Genomic DNA, 25,993 nt, shown 5'->3' on the forward strand with positions numbered 1-25,993 from the left:
GCTCCCGATTGCGATGTGTCAGCTACAGATAAGCTGACTGACATACCGCAATCGGGAGCAAGCCCCCTCCCACATTTGGTTTTGTGTCAGGTCTTCAGGCCTTCAGTGCCAGCTCGATCAGCGCGTGCAGTTCTTCAACTTGCAGTGGCTTGGTTGAGAACAGAATACGAAACACCGTCGGCGCAGCGAGCAGATTGATCAAGTGGTCCACGCTCGGTGGTGCCTGGTCCGGATAACGATCGACAATCGCCTGAAACTGCCCACTCAAGATGCTCACGCAGTAGCCCGGCGTCACGCTGCATTGCAGATCGCGCATCATGTTGCGGCCCGGCTCCGAACTCATCTCATCCAGATATTGCTCGGCCCACGCCCGTAAGTCGCCACGCAGGCTGCCGGTGTTGGCGGGTTCGCTGTCGGGGCGCATCCGCGCCAGGGCCACATCCGCGAGCAGCACCGAGAGGTCGCCCCAGCGCCGGTAGATGGTCGAGGGCGTGACGCCTGCGCGCGCGGCAATCATCGGCACCGTGACACTGGAGCGCTCATGGGCGTCGAGCAAATCACGTACGGCCGAATGGACCGATTCTTGTACCCGGGCACTGCGGCCCCCCGGGCGGAGGCCTTCTTTTATCGCCATGCGGCGACCTTAACACAAAGAATTTGCTTTAAGCGCTGGCGGGTAGCACACTCCGCAAAAGCAAAATATTAGCTTTAGCGGAGCGTGCCCATGTCTAGCCTCACTTCTCATCGGTCCAGCCTGGTGTTCCTCGCGGTCACGTTGCTGACGTTTCTCGCGGCTTCCAGTGCGCCGACACCGTTGTATCACCTGTATCAGGAGGGGCTGCAGTTTTCGGCAGGCATGCTCACGTTGATCTTTGGCGTGTACGCCTTGAGCCTGTTGGCGGCGCTGTTGACCGTGGGCTCGCTGTCGGACCACCTGGGACGCAAGCCAGTGATTTTTACTGCGTTGGTCCTGAATATGCTGGCGATGCTGCTGTTCATCAATGAAGGCAGCGTGGCTTGGCTGATCGCCGCGCGTACCGTGCAAGGGTTTGCCACCGGCATGGCCACGGCGGTGCTGGGCGCGGCATTGCTCGACACCGACCGCCAACAGGGCCCGCTGGTCAACAGTGTGGCGCCTCTGCTGGGCATGGCGTGCGGTGCGATGGGCAGCAGTGTGCTGGCGGAGTTCGCGCCGCTGCCGACGCAGTTGATCTACTGGACGCTGCTGGCGCTGATGCTGGTGCAGGCGCTGTATGTATGGCGCCTGCCGGAAACCGTTGTTCGCATTCCCGGTGCAGTGGCATCGCTGCGCCCAACGCTGCATGTGCCGCCCCAGGCGCGTCGAGCGTTGTGGTTGTCGCTGCCGGTGGACGTGGCGGTGTGGGCGATGGGGGGCTTTTACTTGTCCCTGGCGCCGTCGCTGGTGCGAGCGGCCACAGGCTCTACGTCGAACCTTATCGGCGGCGGCCTGGTGGCGGTGCTGACGTTGAGCGGGGCGCTGATGATCTTCACCCTGCGCAACCGCCCGGCCAGTAAGGTCCTGCGCCTGGGCGCGACGCTGTTGGCTGTGGGGGTGGCGCTGATCCTCACGGCAGTGCACAGCGCCAGCCTGCCGCTGTTTTTTATCGCCACGTTGATCGCCGGCAGCGGCTTCGGCGCCGGCTTTCTCGGCGCTTTGCGCAGTGTGGTGCCACTGGCCTTGCCCCATGAACGGGCAGGCTTGATGTCGGCATTCTATGTGCTGAGTTATTTGGCGTTTTGCTTGCCTTCGCTGCTGGCGGGCAACCTGATTCGCAGCTTTGGCCTGATCGCCACCACCGACGGGTACGGCGCAGTCCTCATCCTGCTGGCCCTCGGGGCGTTGGTCGCTTTGCTGCTGCAGGATTCGGCAAAGTCCAAGGCGGCCTGTATATCTGCAAAGTAGATAACAGTTAGAGATATTACCCGTTATATAGATATTCGATCAGGTTCTACCATGGTCTCAACCTCATGCGAGGAAGAGGATTGCCATCATGACCTGCTCGACGACCATCAGTTACAAACCCTTCAGTCACCTGACCCGCCCTCGGGAAGTGATTCGTCAGTTCACCCCCAACTGGTTCGCCGCGACCATGGGCACCGGTGTACTGGCGTTGGCCCTGGCGCAATGGCCGGTCAACCTGCCAGGTTTGCATGCCATTGCCGAAGGGCTGTGGTGGTTCACCATCGGCCTGTTCATCCTGTTCAGTGCCTTGTATGCCGCGCGTTGGTTGATGTTTTTCCACGAGGCGCGGCGGATCTTCGGGCACTCCACGGTCTCTATGTTCTTCGGCACCATTCCCATGGGCCTGGCGACCATTCTCAATGGCTTGCTGCTGTTTGGCCTGCCGCGCTGGGGGGGCGATGTGATCCCGCTGGCCGAAGCCCTGTGGTGGCTGGATGTGGCGATGGCCCTGGCCTGCGGTGTGCTCATCCCCTTCATGATGTTCACCCGCCAGGAACACAGCATCGACCAGATGACCGCCGTGTGGCTGCTGCCGGTGGTTGCAGCAGAAGTTGCGGCAGCCAGCGGTGGCTTGCTCGCGCCGCACCTGGCGGACGCTCACTCGCAACTGGTGATGCTGGTGACCAGCTACGTGCTGTGGGCGTTTTCGCTGCCGGTGGCGTTCAGCATCCTGACGATCCTGATGTTGCGCATGGCCCTGCACAAACTGCCCCATGCCAATATGGCCGCGTCGAGCTGGCTGGCGCTGGGTCCGATCGGTACCGGTGCCCTGGGCATGTTGTTGCTGGGCGGCGATGCACCAGCGATCTTTGCCGCCAATGGCTTGCCTGGCGTGGGGGAAATGGCCAATGGTCTCGGCCTGGTTGCAGGTATCACCCTGTGGGGCTTCGGCTTATGGTGGATGCTGATCGCGGTATTGATCACCCTGCGTTACCTGCGCGGCGGTATTCCGTTCAACCTGGGCTGGTGGGGCTTTACCTTCCCGTTGGGCGTTTACGCCCTGGCCACGCTGAAGCTGGCGAGCCTGTTGCATCTGGGTTTCTTTAATGTGTTTGGTAGCGTGCTGGTGGCGGCGTTGGCGCTGATGTGGCTGATCGTGGCCAAGCGCACTGTGCAGGGCGCCTATAAAGGTGAGCTTTTTGTTTCGCCGTGCATTGCAGGACTAGGGAATAAGTAGGCGGAGTTAGGTAAAGTCGTGGCCTGATAACTATTAGGCCACGCAGGAACACGGACGATGAGCCACCCCTCACAATTCACCTTGCTGCGCACACGGCGCTTCCTGCCGTTTTTCATCACCCAGTTGCTGGGCGCTTTCAACGACAACATCTTCAAGCAATCGCTGATCCTGGCGATTCTCTACAAGCTCACCATCGACGGTGACCGCACCATTTGGGTCAACCTGTGCGCCTTGCTGTTTATCCTGCCGTTCTTCCTGTTCTCGGCGCTGGCCGGGCAGTTTGGCGAAAAATTCAACAAGGATGCGTTGATCCGCGCGATCAAGATCGGCGAGATCGTGATCATGGCCGTCGGTGCCACAGGCTTCCTGTTCAACCATTTGGAATTGATGCTGCTGGCGTTGTTTGCCATGGGTACCCACTCGGCACTGTTCGGTCCGGTGAAGTACTCGATCATGCCCCAGGCCCTGCACGAAGACGAGCTGGTAGGTGGCAACGGCTTGGTGGAGATGGGCACGTTCCTGGCCATCCTCGCCGGCACCATTGGCGCCGGAATCATGATGTCGTCCACCCATTACGCGCCGATCGTGGCGGTGGCGATTGTCGGCGTGGCAGTGCTGGGGTACCTGGCCAGCCGCAGTATTCCACGGGCGGCGGCATCGACGCCGCAGCTGCGCCTGGATTGGAATATCTTCACGCAGTCCTGGGCCACGCTGCGCATGGGCCTGGGACAGACGCCGGCGGTGTCGCGCTCGATTGTTGGCAACTCATGGTTCTGGTTTGTCGGCGCGATCTACCTGACACAGATCCCGGCCTACGCCAAGGAGTGGTTGTACGGCGATGAAACCGTGGTCACCCTGATCCTCACGGTGTTTTCGGTGGGCATCGCCCTGGGCTCGATGCTCTGTGAAAAACTCTCCGGGCGTAAGGTGGAAATCGGCCTGGTGCCGTTTGGCTCGTTCGGCCTGACGGTGTTCGGCCTGCTGCTGTGGTGGCATTCCGGCGGCTTTCCACAGAACGTTCAAGCGAATGATTGGCTCGCGGTGCTCAGCTATGGCCAAGCCTGGTGGGTGTTGTTCGATATCCTTGGCCTGGGTGTGTTCGGCGGTTTCTATATCGTGCCTCTGTACGCGCTGATCCAGTCGCGTACCGCCGAGAACGAGCGGGCGCGTGTGATCGCCGCCAACAACATTCTCAACGCGCTGTTCATGGTGGTGTCGGCGATTGTGTCGATCCTGCTGCTGAGCGTGGCCAAGTTGTCGATCCCCGAGCTGTTCCTGGTGGTCTCGCTGCTCAACGTCGCCGTCAACACCTACATCTTCCGGATCGTCCCCGAGTTCACCATGCGCTTCATGATCTGGCTGCTCAGCCACTCCATGTACCGCGTGGAGCATCGCAACCTCGACCTGATTCCGGACGAAGGCGCAGCCTTGCTGGTGTGCAACCACGTTTCGTTTGTCGATGCACTGTTGATTGGTGGCGCGGTGCGTCGGCCGATTCGTTTTGTCATGTACTACAAGATCTACCGGTTGCCGGTGCTGAACTTTATCTTCCGCACCGCCGGGGCGATTCCGATTGCCGGGCGCAACGAAGATATTCAGATCTACGAAAAGGCCTTCACGCGCATTGCCCAATACCTGAAGGACGGGGAGTTGGTGTGCATCTTCCCGGAAGGCAAGCTGACCAGTGATGGCGAGATGAACGAGTTCCGCGGTGGCGTGACGCGCATTCTGGAAGAGACGCCGGTGCCGGTGATTCCGATGGCGTTGCAGGGGTTGTGGGGGAGTTTCTTCAGCCGCGATCCGAATAAGGGCTTCCTTCATCGAATCTGGTCGCGGGTGGTGTTGGTGGCGGGCGAGCCTGTTGCTGTGGACGCGGCTACGCCTGCGCAGTTGCAGGCGGTGGTTGGTGTTTTGCGGGGGAGTGTCAGGTAGTTCTGTGCTGGATGTACTGGCCTCATCGGGGGCAAGCTTCCTTCCACACTAGACAGCTCGGTCAAATGTGGGAGGGGGCTTGCCCCCGATGGCGGTAGCGGCCTAAGCGCTGATCTTAAGCCCAACAAGCCCGCAAATGATCAACGCCACACTGGCCAACCGAAACAACGCCATGGACTCCCCGAACAGGACAATCCCGGCGATCACGGTGCCCACGGCACCCACGCCGGTCCAGATGGCATAGGCGGTGCCCAGGGGCAGTTCTTTCATGGCCAGTCCCAGCAGGCCGAGGCTGATGGCCATGGCGGCAATCGTCAGGACAGTGGGCAGTGGCTTGCTGAAACCGTCGGTGTACTTCAAGCCGACGGCCCAGCCGACTTCGAACAGGCCGGCAAAAAACAGAATGATCCAGGACATGATGACCTCGCTTTTTCAGGCGGGGTCGTCCCCGGGTTGTGCGCCTCGACAGCGTCGCGAGGTCGTCCCCGCGAAGCTCGGTAGAGTGCCGAAAATTGATCATTCGATCAAGTTTGCGGCGTGTTCTCCAATACGCGGCGGTCTTCCTTCTCGCTCATGCGACGGAAATACGTCGACAGCAGTGCCCCGGAAATATTGTGCCAGACACTGAACAACGCACTGGGCACTGCCGCCAACGGTGAAAAGTGCGCGCTGGCCAACGCGGCACCCAGCCCTGAGTTCTGCATGCCTACTTCCAGCGCCAACGACTTGCGTTGGGCCAATGGCAACTTGAACAAGCGGCCGGTGAAGTAGCCCAGCAAGTAGCCAAAGCTGTTGTGCAGCATCACCACGGCCATGATCAGCAGGCCCGACTCGGCGATTTTCGCCTGGCTGGCCGCCACTACTGCAGCGACGATGATCACGATGCTGACCACCGACACCAGGGGCAGCACGTCCACCGCGTGGCGGACCCGCTCGCCGAGCAGGCGTTGCGCGACCACGCCGAGCACGATCGGCAGCAGCACCACTTGCAGGATCGACCAGAACAACTCCATGAACGACACCGGCAACCAGGCCGATGCCAACAGCCAGATCAGTGCCGGGGTGAGCAGCGGGGCGAGGAGGGTGGTGACGGCGGCGATGGCCACCGACAGCGCCAGGTCGCCACGGGCCAGCCAGGTCATCACGTTGGAGGAGGTGCCGCTTGGGCAGCAACCGACCAGGATCACGCCGACGGCAATTTCCGGCGGCAGGTGAAAGGCCTGGCACAGCAGCCAGGCCACCCCAGGCATGATCACAAAATGCGCGACTACACCCAGGGCCACACGCCACGGGTGGCGAGCGACTTCGGCGAAGTCTTCAAGTTTGAGGGTCAGCCCCATGCCGAACATCACCAGGCCCAGCAGCGGCACGATGGCGCTTTTCAGGCCGATGAACCAGCTGGGTTCGAAGAACGCGACGACGGCGAAGATCAACACCCAGTAGGCGAAGGTATTGCCGACGAAGCGGCTCAAGGCGGCGAGTGCGCGCATGGGGGCGTCCTTGTTGTTAGATTCTGGAAGTGCAAATGCAGTCAAAAGTGGGAGAGGGCAAGCCCTCCCACATTTTGATCTTCACATGGCTTAAATGCCCTGTGGGGTTTCTTCGCCGCCGAGGGCTTCGATCAACGCTGGCAGGAAGTCGCCGAAGGTCAGCATCATCAGGGTAAAGCTGGCGTCCAGTTGGCCCAGCGCCTCTTCACCACCGTCCTGTTCTGCCTGGTCTTGCAGCAGGTCTTCGAACTTCAGGCGCTTGACGGTCATCTTGTCGTCGAGCATGAAGGACAGCTTGTCCTGCCAGGCCAGGGACAATTGGGTCACGACTTTGCCGGTGGTCAGGTGCAACTGGATTTCTTCGCCGGTCAGGTCCTGACGCTTGCAACGCACAATGCCGCCGTCTTCGTGGGTGTCGCGCAGTTCGCATTCGTCGAGGACGAAGAAATCATCGGCCGGTTTCTGGGTGGTGACCCAGTCGGTCATGATGGCGGTTGGCGCGGTTTTCACGGTGAGCGGGCGAACCGGCAGGGTGCCGATCACTTCACGCAGGGTGGAGAGCAGGTCTTCGGCGCGTTTCGGGCTGGCCGAGTTCACCAGGATCAGGCCCTGTTTCGGCGCGATGGCGGCAAAGGTCGACGAACGACGAATAAAGGCGCGAGGCAGGAAGGCCTGGATGATTTCATCCTTGATCTGGTCGCGTTCCTTTTTATAGACCTTGCGCATTTGCTCGGCTTCGATCTCTTCGACTTTCTCTTTCAGTGCATCACGCACCACGCTACCTGGCAGGATGCGTTCTTCCTTGCGGGCGGCGATCAGCAGGAAGTCACCGCTGACGTGAACCAGGGGAGCGTCCTCGCCTTTACCGAAAGGCGCGACGAAACCGTAAGTGGTCAACTCCTGGCTTGCACAAGGGCGCGCCAGTTTGGTGGCCATGGCCGCTTCCAACGCCTCGGCATCAACAGGCAGATCTTGGGTCAGGCGATAGATAAGCAGGTTCTTGAACCACATGGGGTGAGTCTCTCCTTTATACAAAGGGGGGCATTATTCTCTTGATAGCGCCTCAGGCCAACCCTGCCTAAGCCATTGGAAGGCCTCAAAAAAAAGATTTAAGAAAGTGCTTGCCAGACCCAAGGTCGCTCCGTAGAATGCGCGCCACACCGAGACGAAGGGTGATTAGCTCAGCTGGGAGAGCATCTGCCTTACAAGCAGAGGGTCGGCGGTTCGATCCCGTCATCACCCACCATTCGCTTCAAGTGTTACGCGCAGCGGTAGTTCAGTCGGTTAGAATACCGGCCTGTCACGCCGGGGGTCGCGGGTTCGAGTCCCGTCCGCTGCGCCATATTTGCTTCCGCCAAGGCCCATTGAGCGCCTGGAAGCCACGGAAATAGCGGCCTTGTGCCGCTATTTTTCGTTTCTGGATTCCACTGGAATCCACCTCCAGCCACTTGAAAATTGACCCAAGGCGGATTGCTGATTGTTGTCCCAGCAATTGTGGATAAGCACAGCAGCAGTGTCTTGGTGAAGGCTCATCAGGCCCCACGGCATGCAGGCGTTGCAATCTGAACGCAAGCCGGCGTCTCGGTTAAATCTTGAATTGCCTCAACAGGCCTTCCAGGCGATGACCGATGGCGTACAGCTCATCGACCGTGTGTACGCCGCTTTGCGTCTGGTCTGCGACGTTTTCAATCGCGCGGGCTATCTGATGTACGCTGCGATTGATTTCTTCGGCGACCGACGTCTGCTCTTGCGCGGCGCTGGCGATGTGCGCGTTCATCGTATTGATGGTGACGATCAACTCGACCGCTTTGCCCAGCGATTGCCCGGCTTGTTCCGCGTGCTGGCTGGCACCATGACCTGCTGCGCCGGAATGACTCATCGCTGTGACGACCTTCGTGGTGGCCTGGTTAAGGCGCTCGATCATCGCTTGAATTTCCTGGGTGCTGAGTTGCGTCCGGCTTGCCAGCGCACGTACTTCGTCGGCAACCACGGCAAATCCGCGACCCGCGTCCCCGGCTCGTGCCGCTTCGATCGCGGCATTGAGTGCCAGGAGGTTGGTTTGCTCGGCGATCGAGCGGATGACATCCAGCACTGTGACAATGCCTTCTATATCGCCTTGCAAGCTTTTCAACGAGACACCTCCCGCGGACAGGTCCTCGGTCAGGGTGCCCAACCGGCCGATGCTTTCATTGACGACCTGCCTGGCGTGCTGGGCCTGCAAGTCGGTTTCGCCAGCTGCATCCGAAGCGCTCTGGGCGCTGATGGCTACCTCTTGCGCCGCGGATGACATCTGATTAATTGCTGCGGCGACCTGATCGGTTTCCTGGCGTTGCTGTTCCATGACCTGATCGATGCATTTGCTCTGTTCGGCCACCTGGGTGACCGATGCATTCAACTCTCGGGCCATGCCGACGATCTGGCTGACCAGCCCGTGAATCTTATCGACGAAGGCATTGAACGACACGGCCACCTGGCCGAACTCGTCGCGGCTGATGGGTAAGCGCCGCGTCAGATCGCCTTCGCCCGCTGCGATTTCATCAAGGTGCTCGCGAATCCGCGACAGCGGACGCAGGCTGCTTTTAACCAATAACAATGCGAGCACGCCGGTGATCCCGAGCGCAATCAGGGCAATGACGGTTATCCCATAGACGAGGCTGCGCACACGCTGATGGATTTCTCCACGCACCTGGGCAACCTGGCTTTCGATACTGTCGAGGTTAATCGCGGTGACCACCACCATGTCCCAGGCGGGCAGGTAAAAGCTGTAGGCCAGCTTGGGAACGACTTTATCCGTATTGATCAGGGCTCCCGAATAGTTGACGAAGTGGGTGTCGTTCTTCGCTGCGGCAACCATTTCCCGGTTCAGGTAAATTCCGTTCTTGTCTTTGCGGTCGCTCATGTCAGTGCCGACGCCTTCGCGGCTGTCGCCCCGAAACAGGCGTACGACCTGACTGTCGTAACCGATGAAATAGCCGTCGTCCCCATACTTCATTTGCGACAGTCGCGCGATCGCCAGCGCACGCGTTGCTTTGTCCCCCGTCTCTGCCTGCACATACAGGTCCGCTACTGAGGTTCGGGCAAGGTTGGCGTAGTCTTTCAAGCGCTCCCGGCTTTCATCAAGCAGGCGTTCCCGAGTCACCGTGACTTCCTGCTCGGCGCTCGACAGCAAGGTGGTGCTCGTTGTCAGCGCCAGCACCGTGGATAACAGCACCACCGGGGCCAGCACCAGCATCAGTACTCTATTTTTAAACAGCATGCTTGGGGTTCCTCACCTGAATCTGTATGAACGCGGCCGCTAGGGCCGCGATCGTCGACTTACCAAAGGGCGATGTCATAGGTGAGGTAGAGGCGGTTGCTGTCGCGGCCTCGGGAAAATTCAGAGCGGTAGACATAGTTGCGCATGCGCACACCCAGCCCCTTGAACGTGCCGGCCTGCACAACGTAGGCCAGCTCGGCATCACGCTCCCATTCCTTGACCGTGGTCGTGGACTTGCCGTCATTGCCGCTCAGGTAGCGCGCACTGAAGGTCAGGCCGGGCACGCCGACGGCGGCGAAGTTGTAACCGTAGTTGAGCATCCAGGTCTTTTCGTCTTCTTCGATGAACTTGCCGATGCCGGCGTTGCTGAACGAGTACACGGTTGCGCCGCTGATGTAGGGCAGGCCGGCGTCACCGCGCAGGGTCTGATAGCCCCCGCCGACGGTATGCCCGGCGATGGCGTAGGACAGTTGGCCGCTGAGCATGTCATTGTCGATTTTGCCGGCGTAGGCCGAGCCGCTGTCAACGCTGTTGAAGTAGCGCAGGTCGCTGGTCAGCACGCCACCGGCCAACGGTAGGTCGTGCTGGATACCGGCGAAGTTCTGTCGGTAAAAGTTCTCCAGCTCCCCGTAGAAATAGCTCAGGCGAACATTCTTGCCCCATTTGTACTCGGCCCCGGCGTAATTGAAATCGCCCGACTTTTCCCCGCTGTAGCCGTCAGGCACGATCGGCACGCTGTCGGTGGAGTCGCGCAGTTTGAAACGGTCCAGATGCCCGCCGGTGACGGTCAGGTTCTCGATGTCGCTGCTGCTGACCTGGGTGCCCTGGTAGGTCTGGGGCAATAAGCGTGCATCGTTGTAAATCAGCACCGGCGTCTTGGGCAGCAAGGTGCCGTACTTGACGGTGGTTTTGGCGAACCTGGCTTTTGCGGTAGCGCCGGCGCTGGCAAACTCGTCGGCCGCTCTCCCGTCATCATGCAGCGGCATGAGCCCGGTGCCGCTGCGACCGCGGCCGGAGTCGAGCTTTACGCCATACAGCCCCAGGGCATCCACGCCGAAGCCGAGGGTGCCGGCGGTAAATCCGGACTGATAGTCCAGCAGAAATCCCTGGGCCCATTCGGTGCGTTCACTTTTTGCGGTGCGCGCAGCCCGTGCGCTCAAGCCGTGCTCGTCGCGAAAGTTCTCGTTGAAATACACGTTACGCAGTTGCAGCTTGAGTTTGCTGTCATCAATAAAACCTTCGGCGTTGGCCCCTGCGACGGGTACCAGGCCTAACGCGCAAAACAAAGCCCGACGGGTATACACATGGTTCATGGCAAATGACTCGTTGTTGTTATTTGGGGTACAGGGCGATACGCGCCTCGTGAGTGAGGCGCGTTGGAAGGCAGCAGAGGTTATGGGTGAATCAGGTGAACAGGCTGATGGCCCCGGTCAACAAGGCCAGCGCGGTGACGACCAGAGAGGTCAGTACGGCCCATTTGACGGTGGCTTTCTGGAAGTCGCCGATATCGCGATCGACCATGCCCACCAGCAACAGGGTTGAGGCCACCAGCGGACTCATGAGGTGCACGGGCTGCCCCAGGATCGAGGCGCGCGCGATTTCCACCGGGTCGATGCCATAAGCGGCGGCGGCATTGGCAAGGATCGGCACCACACCGAAGTAGTAGGCGTCGTTGGACAGCACGAAGGTCAGCGGCATGCTGGTGATCGCAACCACCAGTGGGAACAGATGACCCCAGGACGGCGGGATCCAGTCGACCAGGGTCTGCGCCAGGGCGTCGACCATCTTGGTGCCGGAAAAAATCCCGGCAAAGATCCCGGCGGCGAATACCAGCAATACCACGGTCATGGCATTGCCCGAGTGCGCCAGGATGCGTTCTTTCTGAATGTCCAATTGGGGGTAGTTGATCATCAGCGCGAGTACAAAACCGATCAGGAACAGGATCGCGGAATGCATCAGCCCCATCACCAGGGCCGCCATCACCGCAATCACCAGCACCAGATTGACGTAGGCCAGCTTCGGACGTTTGTGGGGTGTGTCCTCGAGAATCGCGTTGATGTAGCAATCGCCGCCGCCGCTCTGCAGTTGCACGTTACCAATACGTTTGCGCTCTGCGCGCCCCAGGATGAAGGCGGTGAAGACCACCCACGCGGCTCCGCCGATCATGGTCGGCAGCAGCGGCACGAAGTATTCGCCGGCATCCAGGCCCAGCGCGGCAATAGCGCGCGTCGCGGGGCCGCCCCAGGGCGTCATGCCGCTCATGATGCTCAAGGACAGCATGGAGATGGTCGCCAGGATCATCGGGTTCATGCCGATACGTTTATACAGCGGCAGCATCGCTGCGCAGGTAATCATGTAGGTCGTTGTCCCGTCGCCGTCGAGTGCGACCAGCAGCGACAGCAGGGCGGTGCCCACCGCGATCTTCATCGGGTCGCCATTGACCCGCTTGAGAATTTTGCGGATCAGTGGGTCGAACAGGCCCGCGTCGATCATCAGGCCAAAGAACAGGATCGCAAACAGCAGCAGCGCGGCAGACGGAGCGACCATTTTCAGGCCGTCGAGCATCATCTTGCCTGTGGTGCCGCCAAAGCCGCCAATCACCGCGAAGACGATGGGGACCACGGTGAGCGCGACGATCGGCGATAAGCGCTTCGTCATGATGAGGAAGGTGAATACGACCACCATGGCCAAGCCAAGGAAAGCGAGCATAGGACGATTCTCTTGTTGTTATCGTAATAATGGCTGGCGCCGAGGCGCACGAGCCCTGACCCGCCGGGCGGCAAGCGGCGCCGAGCGGGGAGGGGGTTCAGTCAGGGGTAAGCGTTATCCGGTTGTTGCTAGACGTGTTTGGTGACCGTCAGGTCTTGCCAGGCTTTCTCCGGTGCCGCGCAAGATTTGCCATCGAGCACCCGGTTCAGCGTTTCGCGGTGGCAGGCGTTTTCAGACATCGAAATAACCACCGTCGCGACCGCGTTGCTGGCCAGGCTGGTCAGCGCGCGCGCTTCAGACATGAAGCGGTCAACGCCGATCAGCAGTGCCAGGCCGGCCAATGGGATGTCGTGAATGACCGTCAGGGTCGAGGCCAATGCCACGAAACCGCTGCCGGTCACACCGGCGGCGCCCTTGGAGGACAGCAGCATGATCGCCAGCATGGTGATGATTTGCGTCAGGCTCAGGTCAATGTTGCAGGCCTGGGCAATGAAAATCGCTGCCAAAGACAGGTAGATCGCCGTGCCGTCCAAGTTGAACGAGTAGCCGGTAGGCAGTACCAGGCCGACGATGCCTTTTTTGCAACCCAGCGCTTCGAGTTTCTCCAACATGCGCGGCATCACCGGTTCCGTGGAGGAGGTACCGAGTACCACCAGGAATTCTTCGCGCAAGTAGCGCAGCAGCTTCCACAGGCTGAAGCCATTGGCGCGGCAAATGCTGCCCAGTACCACGAACACGAAAAAGCCGCAGGCGATATACAAGGTCATGATCAGCTTGGCCAGCGAACCCAGCGACGTGATGCCGTACTGACCGACGGTGAACGCCAGGGCCCCGAATGCACCTATCGGCGCAAAACGCATCAGGTAAGCGAAGATCTTGAAGACCATTTGCGAGGCGGACTCGAGTACATCGAGTACCGGCTTGCCACGTTCGCCCAGTGACGACAAGGCAAAGCCGGACAGCACGGCAATAAACAGGACCGGCAGCACTTCGCCTTTACTGAAGGCACCGATAAAGGTCTCGGGAATGATGTGCATGAAAAACTCCACAACCCCAAGCTTTGCGGCCGACTCTGTGTACTGGCTCAAGCCTTTGGTGCTCAATTGGCTGGGATCGATGTTCATGCCGGCGCCCGGCTGGAATACATACACCGCCACCAGGCCAATCACCAGGCTGATCACCGTCAGGCCGAAGAACAGCAGCATGGTCTTGCTGAGCAGGCGCCCAAGCGAGCGTTTGTCACTCATCCCGGCAATGCCGGTGACGATGGTGCAGAACACCACGGGGGCAATCATCATCTTGATCAGCTTGATGAACGCATCGCCCAGCGGCTTGAGTGCAATGGCCTGCTGGGCCCAGAAATGCCCGACCACGACACCGAGCACCACGGCGCAGAGGATCTGGAAGTAGAGCGATTTAACAACTTTCATGGCATCACCCATTTTTAGAATTGTGTGGATGCAAAAAATGCCAACGACCGCCGTGATTATCCGGCGAGGCGCTGAGAGTCCGAGGCGTAGACGTAACCTGAAAAAAGCCTGCGTGCGGTGCGTACGACAGACGCCTGAATTGTCTCACTGTTGCCGCCGGTGTAGGACAATACGACATCAATCCCGCCGCTCGGGTGTTCGATACGCACCGCTTCAAGGCGCGGTGTACTGACCCCGCCGAGCATCTGCGCAACGATACTGCCGTCGATGACGCACGCGGTGGCCAACCCAATCGAGCCAGTGATGGCCAGCGCGCGGTGGCAGTTTTGCGGCATGAAATAGCGAACCTGGATCGTGCCGCCGGCTTTCGCGGGGGAGACCAGCACCGGCTTGGGAATCACTTTGTCGCTGACATCGCCCAGGCCCATGGCCAGGCCTGCCTGAAGCCGCAATGACTCAAGGCGCCGCAGGAAGTCTTTATCGGCGTCCAATTCCGCCGGGCTTTCATCGCCACGCTTGCCCAGTTGACTGGCTTCGACGAGCACCATGGGCATCGCCATGTCGATGCAGGTCACGGCAATGCCGTCGATCACGTCGTGTGTATTGCCGGTGGGGAAGAGTTTGCCAGTCTTGCTGCCGGCTGCATCGAGGAAGGTCAGTTGCACGGGCGCCGCGGTACCGGGCACGCCATCGATGGCGGTATCGCCCTCATAACTGACTTTGCCATCGGGTGTGTAGACGTCGGAATGGATGAAGGTGCCGGTGTTTACGTTGCGAATGCGGACGCGGGTGTGTCCCGGGGAGCCTTTGACCAGGCCCTGCTCAATGGCGAACGGGCCGACGGCACACAGCATGTTGCCGCAGTTGGGGGCACTGTCCACCCGACGCTGCGAGACCATCACCTGGACGAACAGGTAATCGACGTCCGCGTCAGGGTGCAGGGAAGGGCTGACAATCGCGACCTTGCTGGTTTGCGGGCTGCCACCGCCGATACCATCGATCTCCAGTTCATGGCCGGAGCCCATTACGTTGAGCAGCAGCTCGTCACGTTCCTCGATGGCGGCCGGCAAGTCCCAATCCAGAAATACCGGACCCTTGGAGGTACCACCGCGCATCAGCACACAGGGAATTCTTTGCATGACACTGACTCTTGTTGATCAATCGATGTAATTGATGTTCTGGGGGCAAGAGTCTCAAGCTTTAAAAAATGTTTCAAATGCAAAAATTGAAGAGATTGTTGCGTTTTACGAATGATAAATTTACGCTGAATTTCCTTTCGACGCCTTCTTCTGATGAGATAAGACATGGAATATGAGCTGAACGACATTCGATCCTTCGTGAAAATTGCCGAACTTGGCAGCTTCCATGAAGCAGCCGATGCGTTGCACCTGTCTCAGCCTGCCCTCAGTCGCCGAATAAAAAAACTGGAAGAGGGGTTGGGCACCTCTTTGCTTGATCGCACCACGCGGAAGGTCAGCCTCACGAGCGTGGGTCGGGACTTTCTTCCAAAGGCGCGTCGGTTGCTGGACGACTTCGATGAGTCGATTCTCAATATCCGTGAACTGGCCGAACGCCAGATTGGCCGGGTGACCCTGGCGTGTATCCCGACTGCGGCTTTCTATTTCTTGCCTTCAGTCATTCGCCTGTATAACGAGCGCTACCCGAAAATTCGGATCCGCCTGCTGGATTTGAGTGCCAATGAGGGGCTTGAAGCGGTGCTGCGGGGGGAAGCCGACTTCGGTATCAACATGATGAGTGGGCAGCATCCGGACATTGAGTTCGTGCCCTTGGTCAGCGAACCTTTTGTATTAGCGTGCCGGCGAGATCATGAACTGGCTGGGCGCAGTTCGGTCACCTGGTCTGAATTGAGCGATTACCGCCTTATTGGGGTAGGGCGCCTGAGCGGGAACCGCATGCTGCTCGATCACGCGTTGTCGGGCTTGAGTTGGCGGCCGCAATGGTTCTACGAAGTCCAGCACCTCTCTACTTCGCTGGGCCTGGTGGAGGCCGGCCTGGGGGTTTCGGCGATGCCGAGCCTGGCCATGCCGGCTCAAGATCATCCAACCTTGGTCAGCGTTCCGTTGATCGAACCGGTAGTGAACCGCTCCTTGGGCTTGGTCTACCGTCGGGGGTCATCGCTTTCGCCAGCGGCGGAAAAATTTGTTTCGATACTGCTTGAGCAGTGGCCGCAATGAGCCATACGGCTGGTTTTTTCTCAAACACGACGCGGCTCGCCCTCGACAATCTTGCGCATCAGGCTCAGGTAGCGACTCGCTGCCAGCCCCAGGGGGCGGTTCTTTACCCAGATGATATCGACCCATAGCCGCATCTGACTCGGCATGTTGTCAAACACCACCTCCGTCAATGCGCCCGAAGTGATGAGAGGTTGTACCAGCGGTTGCGGAAGATAAGCCCAGCCCAATCCTTGCTGCACCAGATCCAGCGTTGCCAGATAATTGTCGCTGTGCCAAATCCGCCGTGACAGCACAACACGTGGATCAGAGTCTGTAGGTCCTCCAGTAGCCACGATGATCTGCCGAACGTTGACCAGTTGCTCTTCACTTAAGGGGCTTTTCTTGCCGGCGGCCGCAGGATGATCAGGAGAGGCAACGGCGACTAACAATTGGCTCCCTGCTTCAAGAAACGTTTCCCGCTCGTCAAGCCCTGGTCGTTCAAATCCAAGTGCCAATTGCACACGCCCTTCATGTAGCATGCGCATCGCCTCCGGATGGGACGCGGAGCGAATCTCGATTTCAAGCGTGGGAAACTCCCTGGCGATAATGGCCAGCGGACGATTCCATACGCCTGTTTGCAACTCCGGCGCCATCGCAAGGACCAAGCGCTCCTCCAACCCCTGATGAAGCTGGAGCGCATGGGCGTCCAGCAGGTTTAACTGGCTGGCGACCTGTCGTGCCTGAGGCTCAAGTGCTTTGGCGGCGGCCGTAGGAATGGCTTTGCGGGTTGATCGGTCAAAAAGCAATAAATCCAGCTCCGCTTCCAGCTGCGACACCGCCATGTTGATGGCGGAGGGTACCCGGCCCAATTTGCGTGCGGCGGCAGAAAAGGAGCCGCTGTCGACAACCGCAAGGAAAATTTTGAGTGACTCACTGGTGAACGCCATAACGGTTGTCAGATTTCCTGATGATGATTGTCTTTATTTATCAGATTTATTAGCCTAATTTCCACTTCTATTACAAATTAAGTACGTGGGGAACACCATGTTAAATACTAATTTGAGGGGGCAAGTGGCACTTATCAGTGGTGCCGGAAGTGAAGCGGGTATTGGTATGGCGATCGCACGCAGGCTGGGTGCAGCGGGCGCGAGATTGATCATCACCGCTAGCAGCAAGCGCATCGAGGATCGAGTTAAAGAGCTACTCGCAGAAGGGTTTGAAGTTGAAGGCCGGGCAACTGACCTCACCAATGAAAGTCAGGTGCGCGAGTTCGGCCTATGGGCAGAGTCAGTCTGGGGGCGGGTCGATATTCTGGTGAATAATGCCGGTATGGCCATGCAAGGAAGCCCTGAGGTTTTCTCGGAATTGGCGAGTATGGAACTGCATGAGTGGAATCTTTCACTGGCCAGAAACTTAACCACCGCTTTTCTTCTGACGCGGGCTGTTTTACCCGGTATGAGGGCGCGAGGTTACGGACGCATTGTCAATATCAGTTCTACCACGGGCACCCGCGGGAGCAATCCGGGGGAAGCCGCTTATAGCGCCGCAAAGGCAGCGATGGTGGGCATGAACATGGGGCTTGCGCTTGAAGTCGCCAAGCAGGGGATTACCGTCAACAGCGTGGCCCCCGGCTGGATCACCACGGGCTCAACCACGCCCTTTGAAGCCGAGGCGGGGCGCTTCACCCCCATTGGGCGCGCCGGCAGCCCCCGCGAAGTGGCGACGGCGGTTGCATTTCTGGCATCGCCTGACGCCAGTTACATCACTGGGGAAGTCCTCGTGGTGGATGGCGGGAACTGTCTGGTCGAGAACAAAGCCCCTCACGGCGATTATTAAGTTTGAATACGCTCCAGCGCGCTCAATCCACGATATTGGGCGGGGGCTATAACCGAGATTTATAAAAGCGCGATGTATCAAAGAACAGTTGAGTTCTTTGAGCTGTATCCGGCTGTCATTCAGCAACGGACTTTTAATTAATTTGATAATTAACATAGGGTATTGATCATGTCGAAAAGTGGAATTAGTGAATCAGCGATTGCTGCTTTTACCGCCTCCGAGCGTGCCCGGTTTATAGAAAACAACCCAACTTCACTGGCGCTGGCCGAGCGCGCCAAGGCGAATCTGTTCAACGGTGTGCCCATGCACTGGATGAGCGATTGGTCGATGCCTTCGCCGCTCTTCGTCCAGCGTGCAAAAGGGGCGCGCTTCACCGACGTTGACGGGCATGAATACATAGACTTTTGCCTTGGCGACACCGGCACGATGTTTGGCCATTCACCTGATCCTATTGTCCGCGCCATAACCGAGCAGGCGAATAATGGCTTGACCACGATGCTGCCGGGCGAAGACGCGGTGGTCTGCGGCGAGTTGCTGGCTCGGCGATTCGAGCTGCCTTACTGGCAAGTGACCGCCAATGCGACTGACGCCAACCGGTATGTGCTGCGCTGGGCGCGCGCTATCACCCAGCGCAACGTCTTGCTGGTGTTCGATGGCTGCTACCACGGCACCGTGGATGACGTGATGGTGCGCTACCGCGACGGCAAAACAGTGCACCGTTCAGGTCTTGTGGGCCAAGCCTACGACTTGAGCCAATACAGTCGATCCATCCCCTTCAACGATGTCGCCGCACTGGAGGCGGCATTAGCCCAGGGCGATGTGTGCGCGCTGATGTGCGAACCGGCGATGACGAACATTGGCATGGTCCTGCCGGATCCGGGGTTCATGCAAAAGTGCCGAGAGCTGACCCTTAAATATGGCAGCCTGTTGGTCATTGATGAGACCCACACTATTTCCACCGGCCTCGGTGGATGCACTCGCCAGTGGGATTTGAAACCCGACTTTTTCGTGGTGGGTAAACCCATTGCAGGTGGCGTGCCTTGCGCGGTGTTTGGCGTTAGCGAGCCAGTCGCCTCGGCCATGCGCGACGTCCAGAAGACCATCAGCGAGGAGAGCGGCGGGCATGGCCACAGTGGCATGGGAACGACGCTGTCCGCCAATGCCCTGGCGATGCGTTGCATGCGCGTCAGTCTCGAAGAGGTCATGACAGAGTCTGCATACGAGCACATGTTGCCCCTGGCCTCAAGGCTGGCCCAGGGATTTCGAGGGTTGTTCAAGCGGCACCAACTGAACTGGTCTGTCACAGAGTTGGGCGCGCGTTGTGAGTTTCAATTCTGTGCTACCTCGCCAAGAACAGGCGCGCAAGCCGAGGCGGCTTTTCATGACAGCCTTCAAATGGCGCTGCATCTTTATCTCATCAACCGCGGAATCCTGATCACGCCTTTTCACAACATGACCCTGTGCTGTCCGCAAACAAGTGATGCGGATATCGATAGGCTGATCGCTGAGTTGGATAACGCGCTGACCACCCTGCTTGCCCAACCTGGCGCGCGGGTTATCGCTTCATAACTGCACGTCTGAAAACGCCATTGTTCTTAAATACTGCCAGTCGCTTGAATAAGCGCTAAGAGGTTTGACATGCAATTTGCGGATAAAAAAGAGGCCGTAGATTATCTGGCCGCCCACCCTGAAGTGCTGAGCATCGAGTTGTTCCTTATCGACGCGAATGGCGTTCCACGGGGCAAACTGTTACATCGCGACGAACTGCTGGCGATCTACGAAAATGGTCGGCCACTGCCAAGTTCCATTCTCGCCTTGACCGTGCAGGGTGAAGACGTAGAAGACACAGGCTTGGTCTGGGATGTTGCTGACGCCGATTGTTGGACATACCCCTTGGCGGGAAGCCTGACCTTGCAACCCTGGCGCACCAACCCCACCGGTCAAGTGCAGGTGAGCATGCACCCGACCCAAGGTATTCCCGCCGCACCGGCGGACCCGCGCCACGTACTGGTGAACACCATCGAGCGGCTGAAAGCCGATGGATTCCATCCGGTCATGGCCGTTGAGTTGGAGTTCTACCTGCTGGACCGACAACGCGACGTCAACGGTCGGCCGCAGCCGGCGTTGCAGACCAATGGCGTACGCCCTGTTGCTCCACAGGTCTATGGCGTATACGAGCTTGAGCAGCTTCAACCGTTTCTTGATGACCTCTACGCGGCGTGCGCGCTGCAGGGGTTGCCGGTACGTACGGCGATATCCGAGTACGCGCCAGGCCAGGTCGAGTTGACGCTGGAGCATCGTTTCGACGCACTCCAGGCCATTGATGAAGGCGTACGTTACAAACGCCTGGTCAAGGGGGTGGCCAACAAACATGGGCTGCAAGCGTGCTTCATGGCCAAGCCATTCAGCGATCAGGCCGGCAGCGGTATGCACCTGCACGTCAGCCTGGCCGACGAGCACGGGAATAACCTGTATGCGAGCGAAGACCCACAGGGTACGCCATTGTTGCGGCACTCCATCGGCGGGATGATGGAGACCTTATTTGACTCGCTGGCGATATTTTGCCCCCATGCCAATTCATATCGACGCTTCCAGACCGGTAGTTACGCGCCGCTGGCTAAAAGTTGGGGCGTCAACAACCGTACGGTGTCGTTCCGCGTGCCCGGCGGCCCCGCCATCAGTCGGCACATCGAACACCGCATTTGCGGTGCCGATGCCAACCCCTATCTCGCCGCTGCCGCGTTACTGGCGGGCATTCACCACGGCATCACTCATCAAAGCGATCCCGGCGCGGCGATTGTGGGGAATGGCTATGAACAGGCGACCGATTTTCTACCCACCGACTGGCTGACAGCGTTGCAGGCACTGCAACGCTCAACCTGGGCACGTGAGGCGCTGGGCGCTGAATTCCTGAAGGTGTTCCTGGCGATCAAGTGGCGCGAGTTCCGTCAATTCAATGCTGAAGTCGGAGAGCAGGACTGGCGCTGGTACCTCACTCACGCATGAATGTCGACCCGTCAGGACGCCTTGAAACGGACCGCTGAGGCTACCTGACCTTTTTCTTGCGTGGCTGGCGCGTGGCCAAGTGCTCGAAGCAAAAGAAGCGGTGCCGAACACGGCGATTATGGTCAGTACGATCATGCCTAGGGTTGAGCTTTCCACGATGGGCGTCCTACGTGATGGAGTAGGCGCCCACGGTAGAGTTACGGCGAAAGCGCCTCAATAGACCCGACGCAATCCTTACGACGCCGGGCCCATTGTTACGCGCTTTTTACGGGGTGTTGCGGCTGTGACGGTAATCGCTGACCGCTTCGTACACCGCCTTGCGCAAGCGATTGATACCGCCGATGGGGCGATGCTCGGCGACGCCGAACCACGGGTTGAACGACTGGTTGTCGCACGCCAGGTTTTGTTCCGGCGTATCGAAGTCTTGAGCCGGGATCCGCACCTTGGCCACGCTCTCGTAGGGCGCATCGCTTTCCTTCCATTGGATGCTGGTGTCTTCGATCGGCATGAATTTCTGCGGGTTCTGCCGCTGGATCTGCAACACGAAACACGCCGGCACGCGGTCGGTGGACAACTGCTGGCTCAAGGCGCTGCGCAAGAAGTTCGGCAGGTCCTGGTTCTGTTTGGGCAAGGCGTATTCCGGGCAGCTCTGCGGGTCTGGCGCCACGCGGAACTTGGCATTGGCCGCGCCGAACTTGTAGGGCGATACCGAAAAATAGGTGGTCTGCGTCGGGCTCGCCGGTGCGGGTGCCAGGGTTGCCAGGGCGATAAATAGATGGCGCACCTGCCAGCTGCGCGGGTCGGCCTTGGGAAAGAACGCCAACACTTTCTTGCCATCCGCCTGGGCGCCGATGTTCTGCGCGTACTCCGCCACATCGCTGACAAAGAAATTCGGGTGGCTGAACATCACGAAGTCCTGTTCGGTGCGTGTCTGCTGGTCGGCCAGTAGTTGTTTGCCCGGCACGTCCAACAGCTTGAGCGCCATGCCCCGGGCATCGCGGATGCTGTCGAACTGCGGGTAGGCGTTGCCGTTGGACAGCCGCATCATCGCCTGCCAGGTTTTACCCGGTTCGGCGAACACACCCTGGCGCAACGCCGGGTCGAGATCGGGCAGCACACTGACCTCGGCTTTCACACAACCATGGGCCTTGGCATGGGCATCACGCAGGTAGCGCGTGCCTTCGCGATGCTGGTCAACGATGCGCACTGCCGTCTGGATGATGCCCTGGGTCATGGCCGCTTCACCCGCAGGGATCTGCTCGTTCGGCGACACCGGTCCGCTGTGCTGCCAGGCAAACCAGGCCGTGCTCGCCAGCCAGCCAAGCAGGCCCAGGCCCACCAGCCACAGCAGGGTCTTGCCGAGAAACGCGCCGATGCGCAGCCACAGGCGGGCAAGCAGGGAAGGTTGGTCGTATCGAGATCGGATCATCATGGCAGTTGTTGCTCCAGCGGGCCGCCCAGCACTTTGAGGTATTCCAGCAGCGCCCAGCGTTCCTGCGGCAGCAAGCCACGGCCGATGACGCCATTGCCACGTTGGCCAGCACGGAATTCGTGGCCGCTGTTGTGGTTGCCGGTGAGTTTGGTATCGAACAGGAAGGCATTCTTGAACGCTGCGGTCTCAAAACCCAGGTGACGCGGGTCGTAGTTGAAGGTGCCTTTATAGAAGGTGGTGCTGCGCTCGTCCTGTGGCGACAGCAACTGGTAGATCGTCGGCACCGAGCCGTTGTGCAGGAATGGCGGGGTAGCCCACACACCGGCCAGCGGGCGGGCCTTGTAGGCACGCAACTCGCGCACGCCAATGGGCAGGCCGTAGCCATCCAGGCGCGGGCGCTCGGCCGGGGTGACGCCGGCGGCGCGGTAGGCATGGTCTTCGACGAAGGCGGTGACGTAGGCCAGGCCCTTGGCCACGGACATTTTTTTCAGGTCCAGCGGCTCGGTTGGGGTGGGGTGCAGTTCGACATTGAGCTTAGCCAGCTCCGCCGGGTCCCACTGCAGGGCGCTGAGGTCGTAGCGCTGGTCTGCAATGTTGCTGGCGGTGCCTGGGTCGGTGCCGATGTACGCCACCGGCAGCATTTTCAGCTGTTGCACGGGACGGCCATTTTCCTGGGTGACGGTCGGCACATGGCAGCCGGCGCAGTTCTCGGCGAACAGCGTGCGGCCCTGGGCGGCGAGGGGCTTGTCGATGGTGCCGAACAAATCCTCGGGCCAGCTCGGTGGTTTGAGGCGTTGCAGGGTTTCTTCGATCAGGTTGAGGTCACGCACCCGCACGCTCGACGGGTAGCGCGCATCGCCCTGAAGCGGTTGGCCAGCGGCGTCGAAAAAGGTCAGCGTCGCGCCTACACCGAGGGCTTCACCGATATTACGCGCCATGGGTTGCTGGGCCGAGCCGTTCCATTGCACCCAGTCGAAGGTCCAGATGTCCCACAGCTGCGGGTAGTCCACAGGTGCATTGGCGACGTGGTAGTTGTCCGGCGAAATGGCATCGCCAAAGCTGGCATTGGCGATTCGGCCAAAGGCGTCGGTGCGGCCCGGGCCTTCTTCGGTGGGGTAGAGGCCGCGGTGGGTGTCGTTCCAGGCGACCTTGAGGAACTTGTTCAGCGACTGTTTGAAGTCCTCGCGCAACTGGCTGTGCTCGGCGTCGTAGCGGTCACCCAGTACCTGGCGAGCGAACCGCTCGAATTTCCACGGGTTGTAATAGGTCGCGGCAAGGCTGGCGACCAGCGCCTGGCCGAAGCTGCCACCACGCAAGGTTGGCACGCTGGAAGGCAGTACGTGCTGGGCCGAGCCGCCGTCGATGCGCAGGGCCTGGCCCTTGAAGTGCAATTCACCGGTATGGCAGGCGGCGCAGGTGATATCCAGGTACTCGACGTTGCTACCGGCGTTTTTATGCCGGGCGAACCCCACGGGCAGGTTGCCGGGGTTTTGTGCGGTGGGTACCTGTTTGGGGTCGACCAGGAAACCAAAGCGCGCCAGGTACTCCGGCGTGGCAAAACGTCGCTGGGAGAATGGCAGCTCCAGGGCGGTGAACCAGTTGTAGTGCAGGCCTTTTACTTGGGTGCCCTGGGGCGTGAAGTAATAGGTCTGGCGGTCGGCGGCACTCCATTGGTCCTGGTAGCGCACCTGCTCCACCGGCACGTAGTCGGGCAGCTTGGGGTTGACGGTGTAGTACAGCACCACGGCCAGGATCAGGCCCAGCACGGTGAGTATCAGCAGTAAAACACGGGAAAAAATGCGCAAGATGGCTATCCTTGTCTCGGCCTTGTCGAGGGGTCGCGTTGTTATGCCACTACGCCACAGGTGGGGCAAGTGGCCATGAGCCTGGTAACAGGTGGTCCCACGATCCTTCGCGGCGGCCCATCATGAATGAAAATGCTTTTAAACACGTGAACTTATCAGAAGTTTCCTGCTCACATGCCGGTAGCCATTGGTCGTGGCCGCCTGATAAGCTCGCGACTTTATTCGAATGCCCTTTTGGCGCATGAACAAGGAAATAGCATGAAACAGCATCGGTTGGCGGCGGCGGTGGCCCTGGTTAGCCTGGTACTTGCGGGTTGTGATTCGCAGACCAGCGTAGAGCTGAAAACCCCGGCGCAGAAAGCTTCCTACGGCATCGGCCTGAACATGGGCAAAAGCCTTGCTCAGGAAGGCATGGATGACCTGGACTCCAAAGCGGTAGCCCAGGGCATCGAAGATGCCGTCGGCAAGAAAGAGCAGAAGCTCAAAGACGACGAACTGGTTGAAGCGTTTGCCGCACTGCAGAAGCGTGCTGAAGAACGCATGACCAAAATGAGCGAAGAGTCGGCAGCCGCCGGCAAGAAATTCCTCGAAGACAACGCCAAGAAAGACGGTGTAGTCACCACCGCTTCCGGCCTGCAGTACAAGATCACCAAGAAAGCCGACGGCCCACAGCCTAAGCCGACTGACGTGGTGACTGTTCACTACACCGGTAAGCTCACCAACGGCACCACCTTTGACAGCTCCGTGGATCGCGGTAGCCCGATTGACCTGCCGGTCAGCGGCGTGATTCCTGGTTGGGTCGAAGGCCTGCAACTGATGCACGTAGGCGAGAAGGTCGAGTTGTACATCCCGTCCGACCTGGCTTACGGCGCCCAGAGCCCGAGCCCGGCGATTCCAGCCAACTCCGTGCTGGTATTCGATCTGGAACTGCTGGGCATCAAGGACCCAGCCAAGGCTGAAGCCCCTGCTGCACCGGCCGCCAAAAAGTAATCGGCGCCTGAACACACAACGCCCCGTCTCGACGGGGCGTTGTTGTTTCCACGGCTTTCAAAATCAGCACCTGTGTACATCCGATCGAACGCTCGAACGCTGTAACAGTCTGATATAAGACTCGAGTACGGGTACCGGCACATCTGCGCCAAGTCAATGAATTCTTGGGTTTTTTTGATGTGCGCAAAAAACGCCCGATCTGACTGAAAGCCTTGTAGACCGTGGCTTTCAGCCGGTAAAACAGGCTCTGTTCACAAGGTTATCCACAATTTGTGTGGATAACCTTTCTGTTTGATGGAACTGGAGTGACAGATGAAACCACCCTTCAATTTCACCCGTTTCCTGCCCATGGCTGCACGCTTGCTGGGCCGTGGGCGGTTGCCGACCTTGCTGTTCGCCGTCGCCGCCAAGGGCTCGAGCCAAGGCAACCGCCTGGGCACCCTCAAGGATGATCTCAAGTTGCTTCAATCCCTGTGCCTGGCTTACTGGCGGGGCGAGTATCGGTCCATCAGTCCCAAGGCGCTGATCTCTGTGGTGGCGGGGCTGATGTACTTTCTTAGCCCGATTGATGCAATCCCGGACTTTATCCCGATGTTCGGCATGCTCGACGACATCGCTGTACTGGCGTGGGTCATGAAGACCCTGAACGGTGAGCTGAGCGCTTTCCGCACCTGGCGTGACGCGCAGCGTCCGGAAAAACTCGCGGTGGTCGAGCGCCTGCCTGCCACGCCTGCCTTGCTGGCCAAGGAAAACCCGCAAAAAAACGGATGAC

21 protein-coding genes, 2 tRNA genes and 1 pseudogene are annotated in these 25,993 nt (G+C 59.5%); 11 read left to right on the forward strand and 13 right to left on the reverse strand.

The genetic code is table 11. The annotated features are described in order from the left end of the window. Positions 1–94: 94 nt before the first annotated feature. Positions 95–634, reverse strand: coding sequence for a TetR/AcrR family transcriptional regulator (locus HCF10_RS28845; protein WP_167656903.1), 540 nt, complete (start codon positions 632–634; stop codon positions 95–97). A gap of 90 nt (positions 635–724) precedes the next feature. On the opposite strand from HCF10_RS28845, the gene HCF10_RS28850 reads away from it, so the two are divergent. The 3 genes from HCF10_RS28850 (at position 725) to HCF10_RS28860 (ending at position 5,093) form a co-directional block, all read left to right on the forward strand. Next, positions 725–1,924 (forward strand): MFS transporter, encoded by a 1,200-nt coding sequence (locus HCF10_RS28850; RefSeq protein WP_167656904.1) that lies wholly within the window; start codon positions 725–727, stop codon positions 1,922–1,924. A gap of 88 nt (positions 1,925–2,012) precedes the next feature. Next, entirely contained in the window at positions 2,013–3,161 is a 1,149-nt protein-coding gene (locus HCF10_RS28855) for a TDT family transporter (protein ID WP_145337982.1), read from the forward strand. 57 nt (positions 3,162–3,218) lie between these two features. Further along, complete coding sequence (locus HCF10_RS28860; protein WP_131699166.1) at positions 3,219–5,093, forward strand: MFS transporter; 1,875 nt, start codon at positions 3,219–3,221, stop codon at positions 5,091–5,093. A 102-nt stretch (positions 5,094–5,195) separates the two neighbouring features. Here HCF10_RS28860 and sugE read toward each other — a convergent pair whose 3' ends face one another. The 3 genes from sugE to rdgC all read right to left on the reverse strand — a co-directional run bounded on the left by sugE (position 5,196) and on the right by rdgC (position 7,594). Continuing rightward, positions 5,196–5,510, reverse strand: coding sequence for a quaternary ammonium compound efflux SMR transporter SugE (gene sugE, locus HCF10_RS28865; RefSeq protein ID WP_131699167.1), 315 nt, complete (start codon positions 5,508–5,510; stop codon positions 5,196–5,198). A gap of 107 nt (positions 5,511–5,617) precedes the next feature. Continuing rightward, the gene (locus HCF10_RS28870) at positions 5,618–6,583 is read right to left on the reverse strand and encodes a bile acid:sodium symporter family protein (RefSeq protein ID WP_131699168.1); all 966 of its coding nucleotides are present in this window, start codon (positions 6,581–6,583) and stop codon (positions 5,618–5,620) included. Between the two features lie 90 nt (positions 6,584–6,673). Continuing rightward, on the reverse strand, positions 6,674–7,594 hold the full coding sequence (rdgC, locus tag HCF10_RS28875; RefSeq protein WP_027607105.1) for a recombination-associated protein RdgC: 921 nt from the start codon (positions 7,592–7,594) through the stop codon (positions 6,674–6,676). Between the two features lie 159 nt (positions 7,595–7,753). Between rdgC and HCF10_RS28880 the strand changes: the two genes are divergently transcribed. Both HCF10_RS28880 and HCF10_RS28885 read left to right on the forward strand, forming a co-directional pair. After that, a tRNA-Val gene (locus tag HCF10_RS28880) sits at positions 7,754–7,829 on the forward strand. Between the two features lie 19 nt (positions 7,830–7,848). Beyond that, positions 7,849–7,925 (forward strand) — tRNA-Asp (locus HCF10_RS28885). A 243-nt stretch (positions 7,926–8,168) separates the two neighbouring features. Here HCF10_RS28885 and HCF10_RS32210 read toward each other — a convergent pair. From HCF10_RS32210 to HCF10_RS28910, 6 genes and pseudogenes are all read right to left on the reverse strand, one after another. Further along, positions 8,169–8,990 (reverse strand): methyl-accepting chemotaxis protein, encoded by an 822-nt coding sequence (locus tag HCF10_RS32210; RefSeq protein WP_443200921.1) that lies wholly within the window; start codon positions 8,988–8,990, stop codon positions 8,169–8,171. A 36-nt stretch (positions 8,991–9,026) separates the two neighbouring features. After that, positions 9,027–9,839 (reverse strand): annotated as a pseudogene (locus tag HCF10_RS32215) (cache domain-containing protein); the annotation flags it as partial. A gap of 59 nt (positions 9,840–9,898) precedes the next feature. Next, on the reverse strand, positions 9,899–11,152 hold the full coding sequence (locus HCF10_RS28895; protein ID WP_131699170.1) for an OprD family porin: 1,254 nt from the start codon (positions 11,150–11,152) through the stop codon (positions 9,899–9,901). Between the two features lie 91 nt (positions 11,153–11,243). Continuing rightward, positions 11,244–12,548, reverse strand: coding sequence for a CitMHS family transporter (locus HCF10_RS28900; RefSeq protein WP_131699171.1), 1,305 nt, complete (start codon positions 12,546–12,548; stop codon positions 11,244–11,246). Positions 12,549–12,676: 128 nt separating this feature from the next. Further along, positions 12,677–13,990 (reverse strand): dicarboxylate/amino acid:cation symporter, encoded by a 1,314-nt coding sequence (locus HCF10_RS28905; RefSeq protein ID WP_131699172.1) that lies wholly within the window; start codon positions 13,988–13,990, stop codon positions 12,677–12,679. 44 nt (positions 13,991–14,034) lie between these two features. After that, positions 14,035–15,117, reverse strand: a complete 1,083-nt coding sequence (locus HCF10_RS28910; protein WP_131699173.1) for a 4-oxalomesaconate tautomerase — start codon at positions 15,115–15,117, stop codon at positions 14,035–14,037. A gap of 165 nt (positions 15,118–15,282) precedes the next feature. Between HCF10_RS28910 and HCF10_RS28915 the strand changes: the two genes are divergently transcribed. After that, positions 15,283–16,173, forward strand: a complete 891-nt coding sequence (locus tag HCF10_RS28915) for a LysR family transcriptional regulator (protein ID WP_131699174.1) — start codon at positions 15,283–15,285, stop codon at positions 16,171–16,173. 20 nt (positions 16,174–16,193) lie between these two features. On the opposite strand, the gene HCF10_RS28920 is transcribed toward HCF10_RS28915, so the two are convergent. After that, a complete protein-coding gene (locus HCF10_RS28920; protein WP_131699175.1) occupies positions 16,194–17,099 on the reverse strand; it encodes a LysR family transcriptional regulator in 906 nt (301 codons plus the stop codon). A 97-nt stretch (positions 17,100–17,196) separates the two neighbouring features. Between HCF10_RS28920 and HCF10_RS28925 the strand changes: the two genes are divergently transcribed. The 3 genes from HCF10_RS28925 to HCF10_RS28935 all read left to right on the forward strand — a co-directional run bounded on the left by HCF10_RS28925 (position 17,197) and on the right by HCF10_RS28935 (position 20,994). After that, positions 17,197–17,988, forward strand: coding sequence for an SDR family NAD(P)-dependent oxidoreductase (locus tag HCF10_RS28925; RefSeq protein ID WP_167656906.1), 792 nt, complete (start codon positions 17,197–17,199; stop codon positions 17,986–17,988). Positions 17,989–18,156: 168 nt separating this feature from the next. Further along, complete coding sequence (locus HCF10_RS28930; RefSeq protein ID WP_131699177.1) at positions 18,157–19,557, forward strand: aspartate aminotransferase family protein; 1,401 nt, start codon at positions 18,157–18,159, stop codon at positions 19,555–19,557. A gap of 69 nt (positions 19,558–19,626) precedes the next feature. Continuing rightward, positions 19,627–20,994, forward strand: a complete 1,368-nt coding sequence (locus tag HCF10_RS28935; RefSeq protein ID WP_032885992.1) for a glutamine synthetase family protein — start codon at positions 19,627–19,629, stop codon at positions 20,992–20,994. A gap of 265 nt (positions 20,995–21,259) precedes the next feature. On the opposite strand, the gene HCF10_RS28940 is transcribed toward HCF10_RS28935, so the two are convergent. Continuing rightward, on the reverse strand, positions 21,260–22,426 hold the full coding sequence (locus HCF10_RS28940; protein ID WP_167656907.1) for a catalase family protein: 1,167 nt from the start codon (positions 22,424–22,426) through the stop codon (positions 21,260–21,262). Further along, the gene (locus tag HCF10_RS28945; protein WP_167656908.1) at positions 22,423–24,231 is read right to left on the reverse strand and encodes a di-heme-cytochrome C peroxidase; all 1,809 of its coding nucleotides are present in this window, start codon (positions 24,229–24,231) and stop codon (positions 22,423–22,425) included. The genes HCF10_RS28940 and HCF10_RS28945 overlap by 4 nt, the downstream gene beginning before the upstream one ends. Positions 24,232–24,489: 258 nt before the next feature. On the opposite strand from HCF10_RS28945, the gene HCF10_RS28950 reads away from it, so the two are divergent. Continuing rightward, entirely contained in the window at positions 24,490–25,221 is a 732-nt protein-coding gene (locus HCF10_RS28950) for an FKBP-type peptidyl-prolyl cis-trans isomerase (RefSeq protein ID WP_131699180.1), read from the forward strand. A gap of 312 nt (positions 25,222–25,533) precedes the next feature. Beyond that, the gene (locus HCF10_RS28955) at positions 25,534–25,992 is read left to right on the forward strand and encodes a YkvA family protein (protein WP_131699181.1); all 459 of its coding nucleotides are present in this window, start codon (positions 25,534–25,536) and stop codon (positions 25,990–25,992) included. Position 25,993 lies beyond the last annotated feature (1 nt).

Source organism: Pseudomonas sp. B14(2022), assembly GCF_012030485.1.
Classification (GTDB): Bacteria; Pseudomonadota; Gammaproteobacteria; order Pseudomonadales; family Pseudomonadaceae; genus Aquipseudomonas.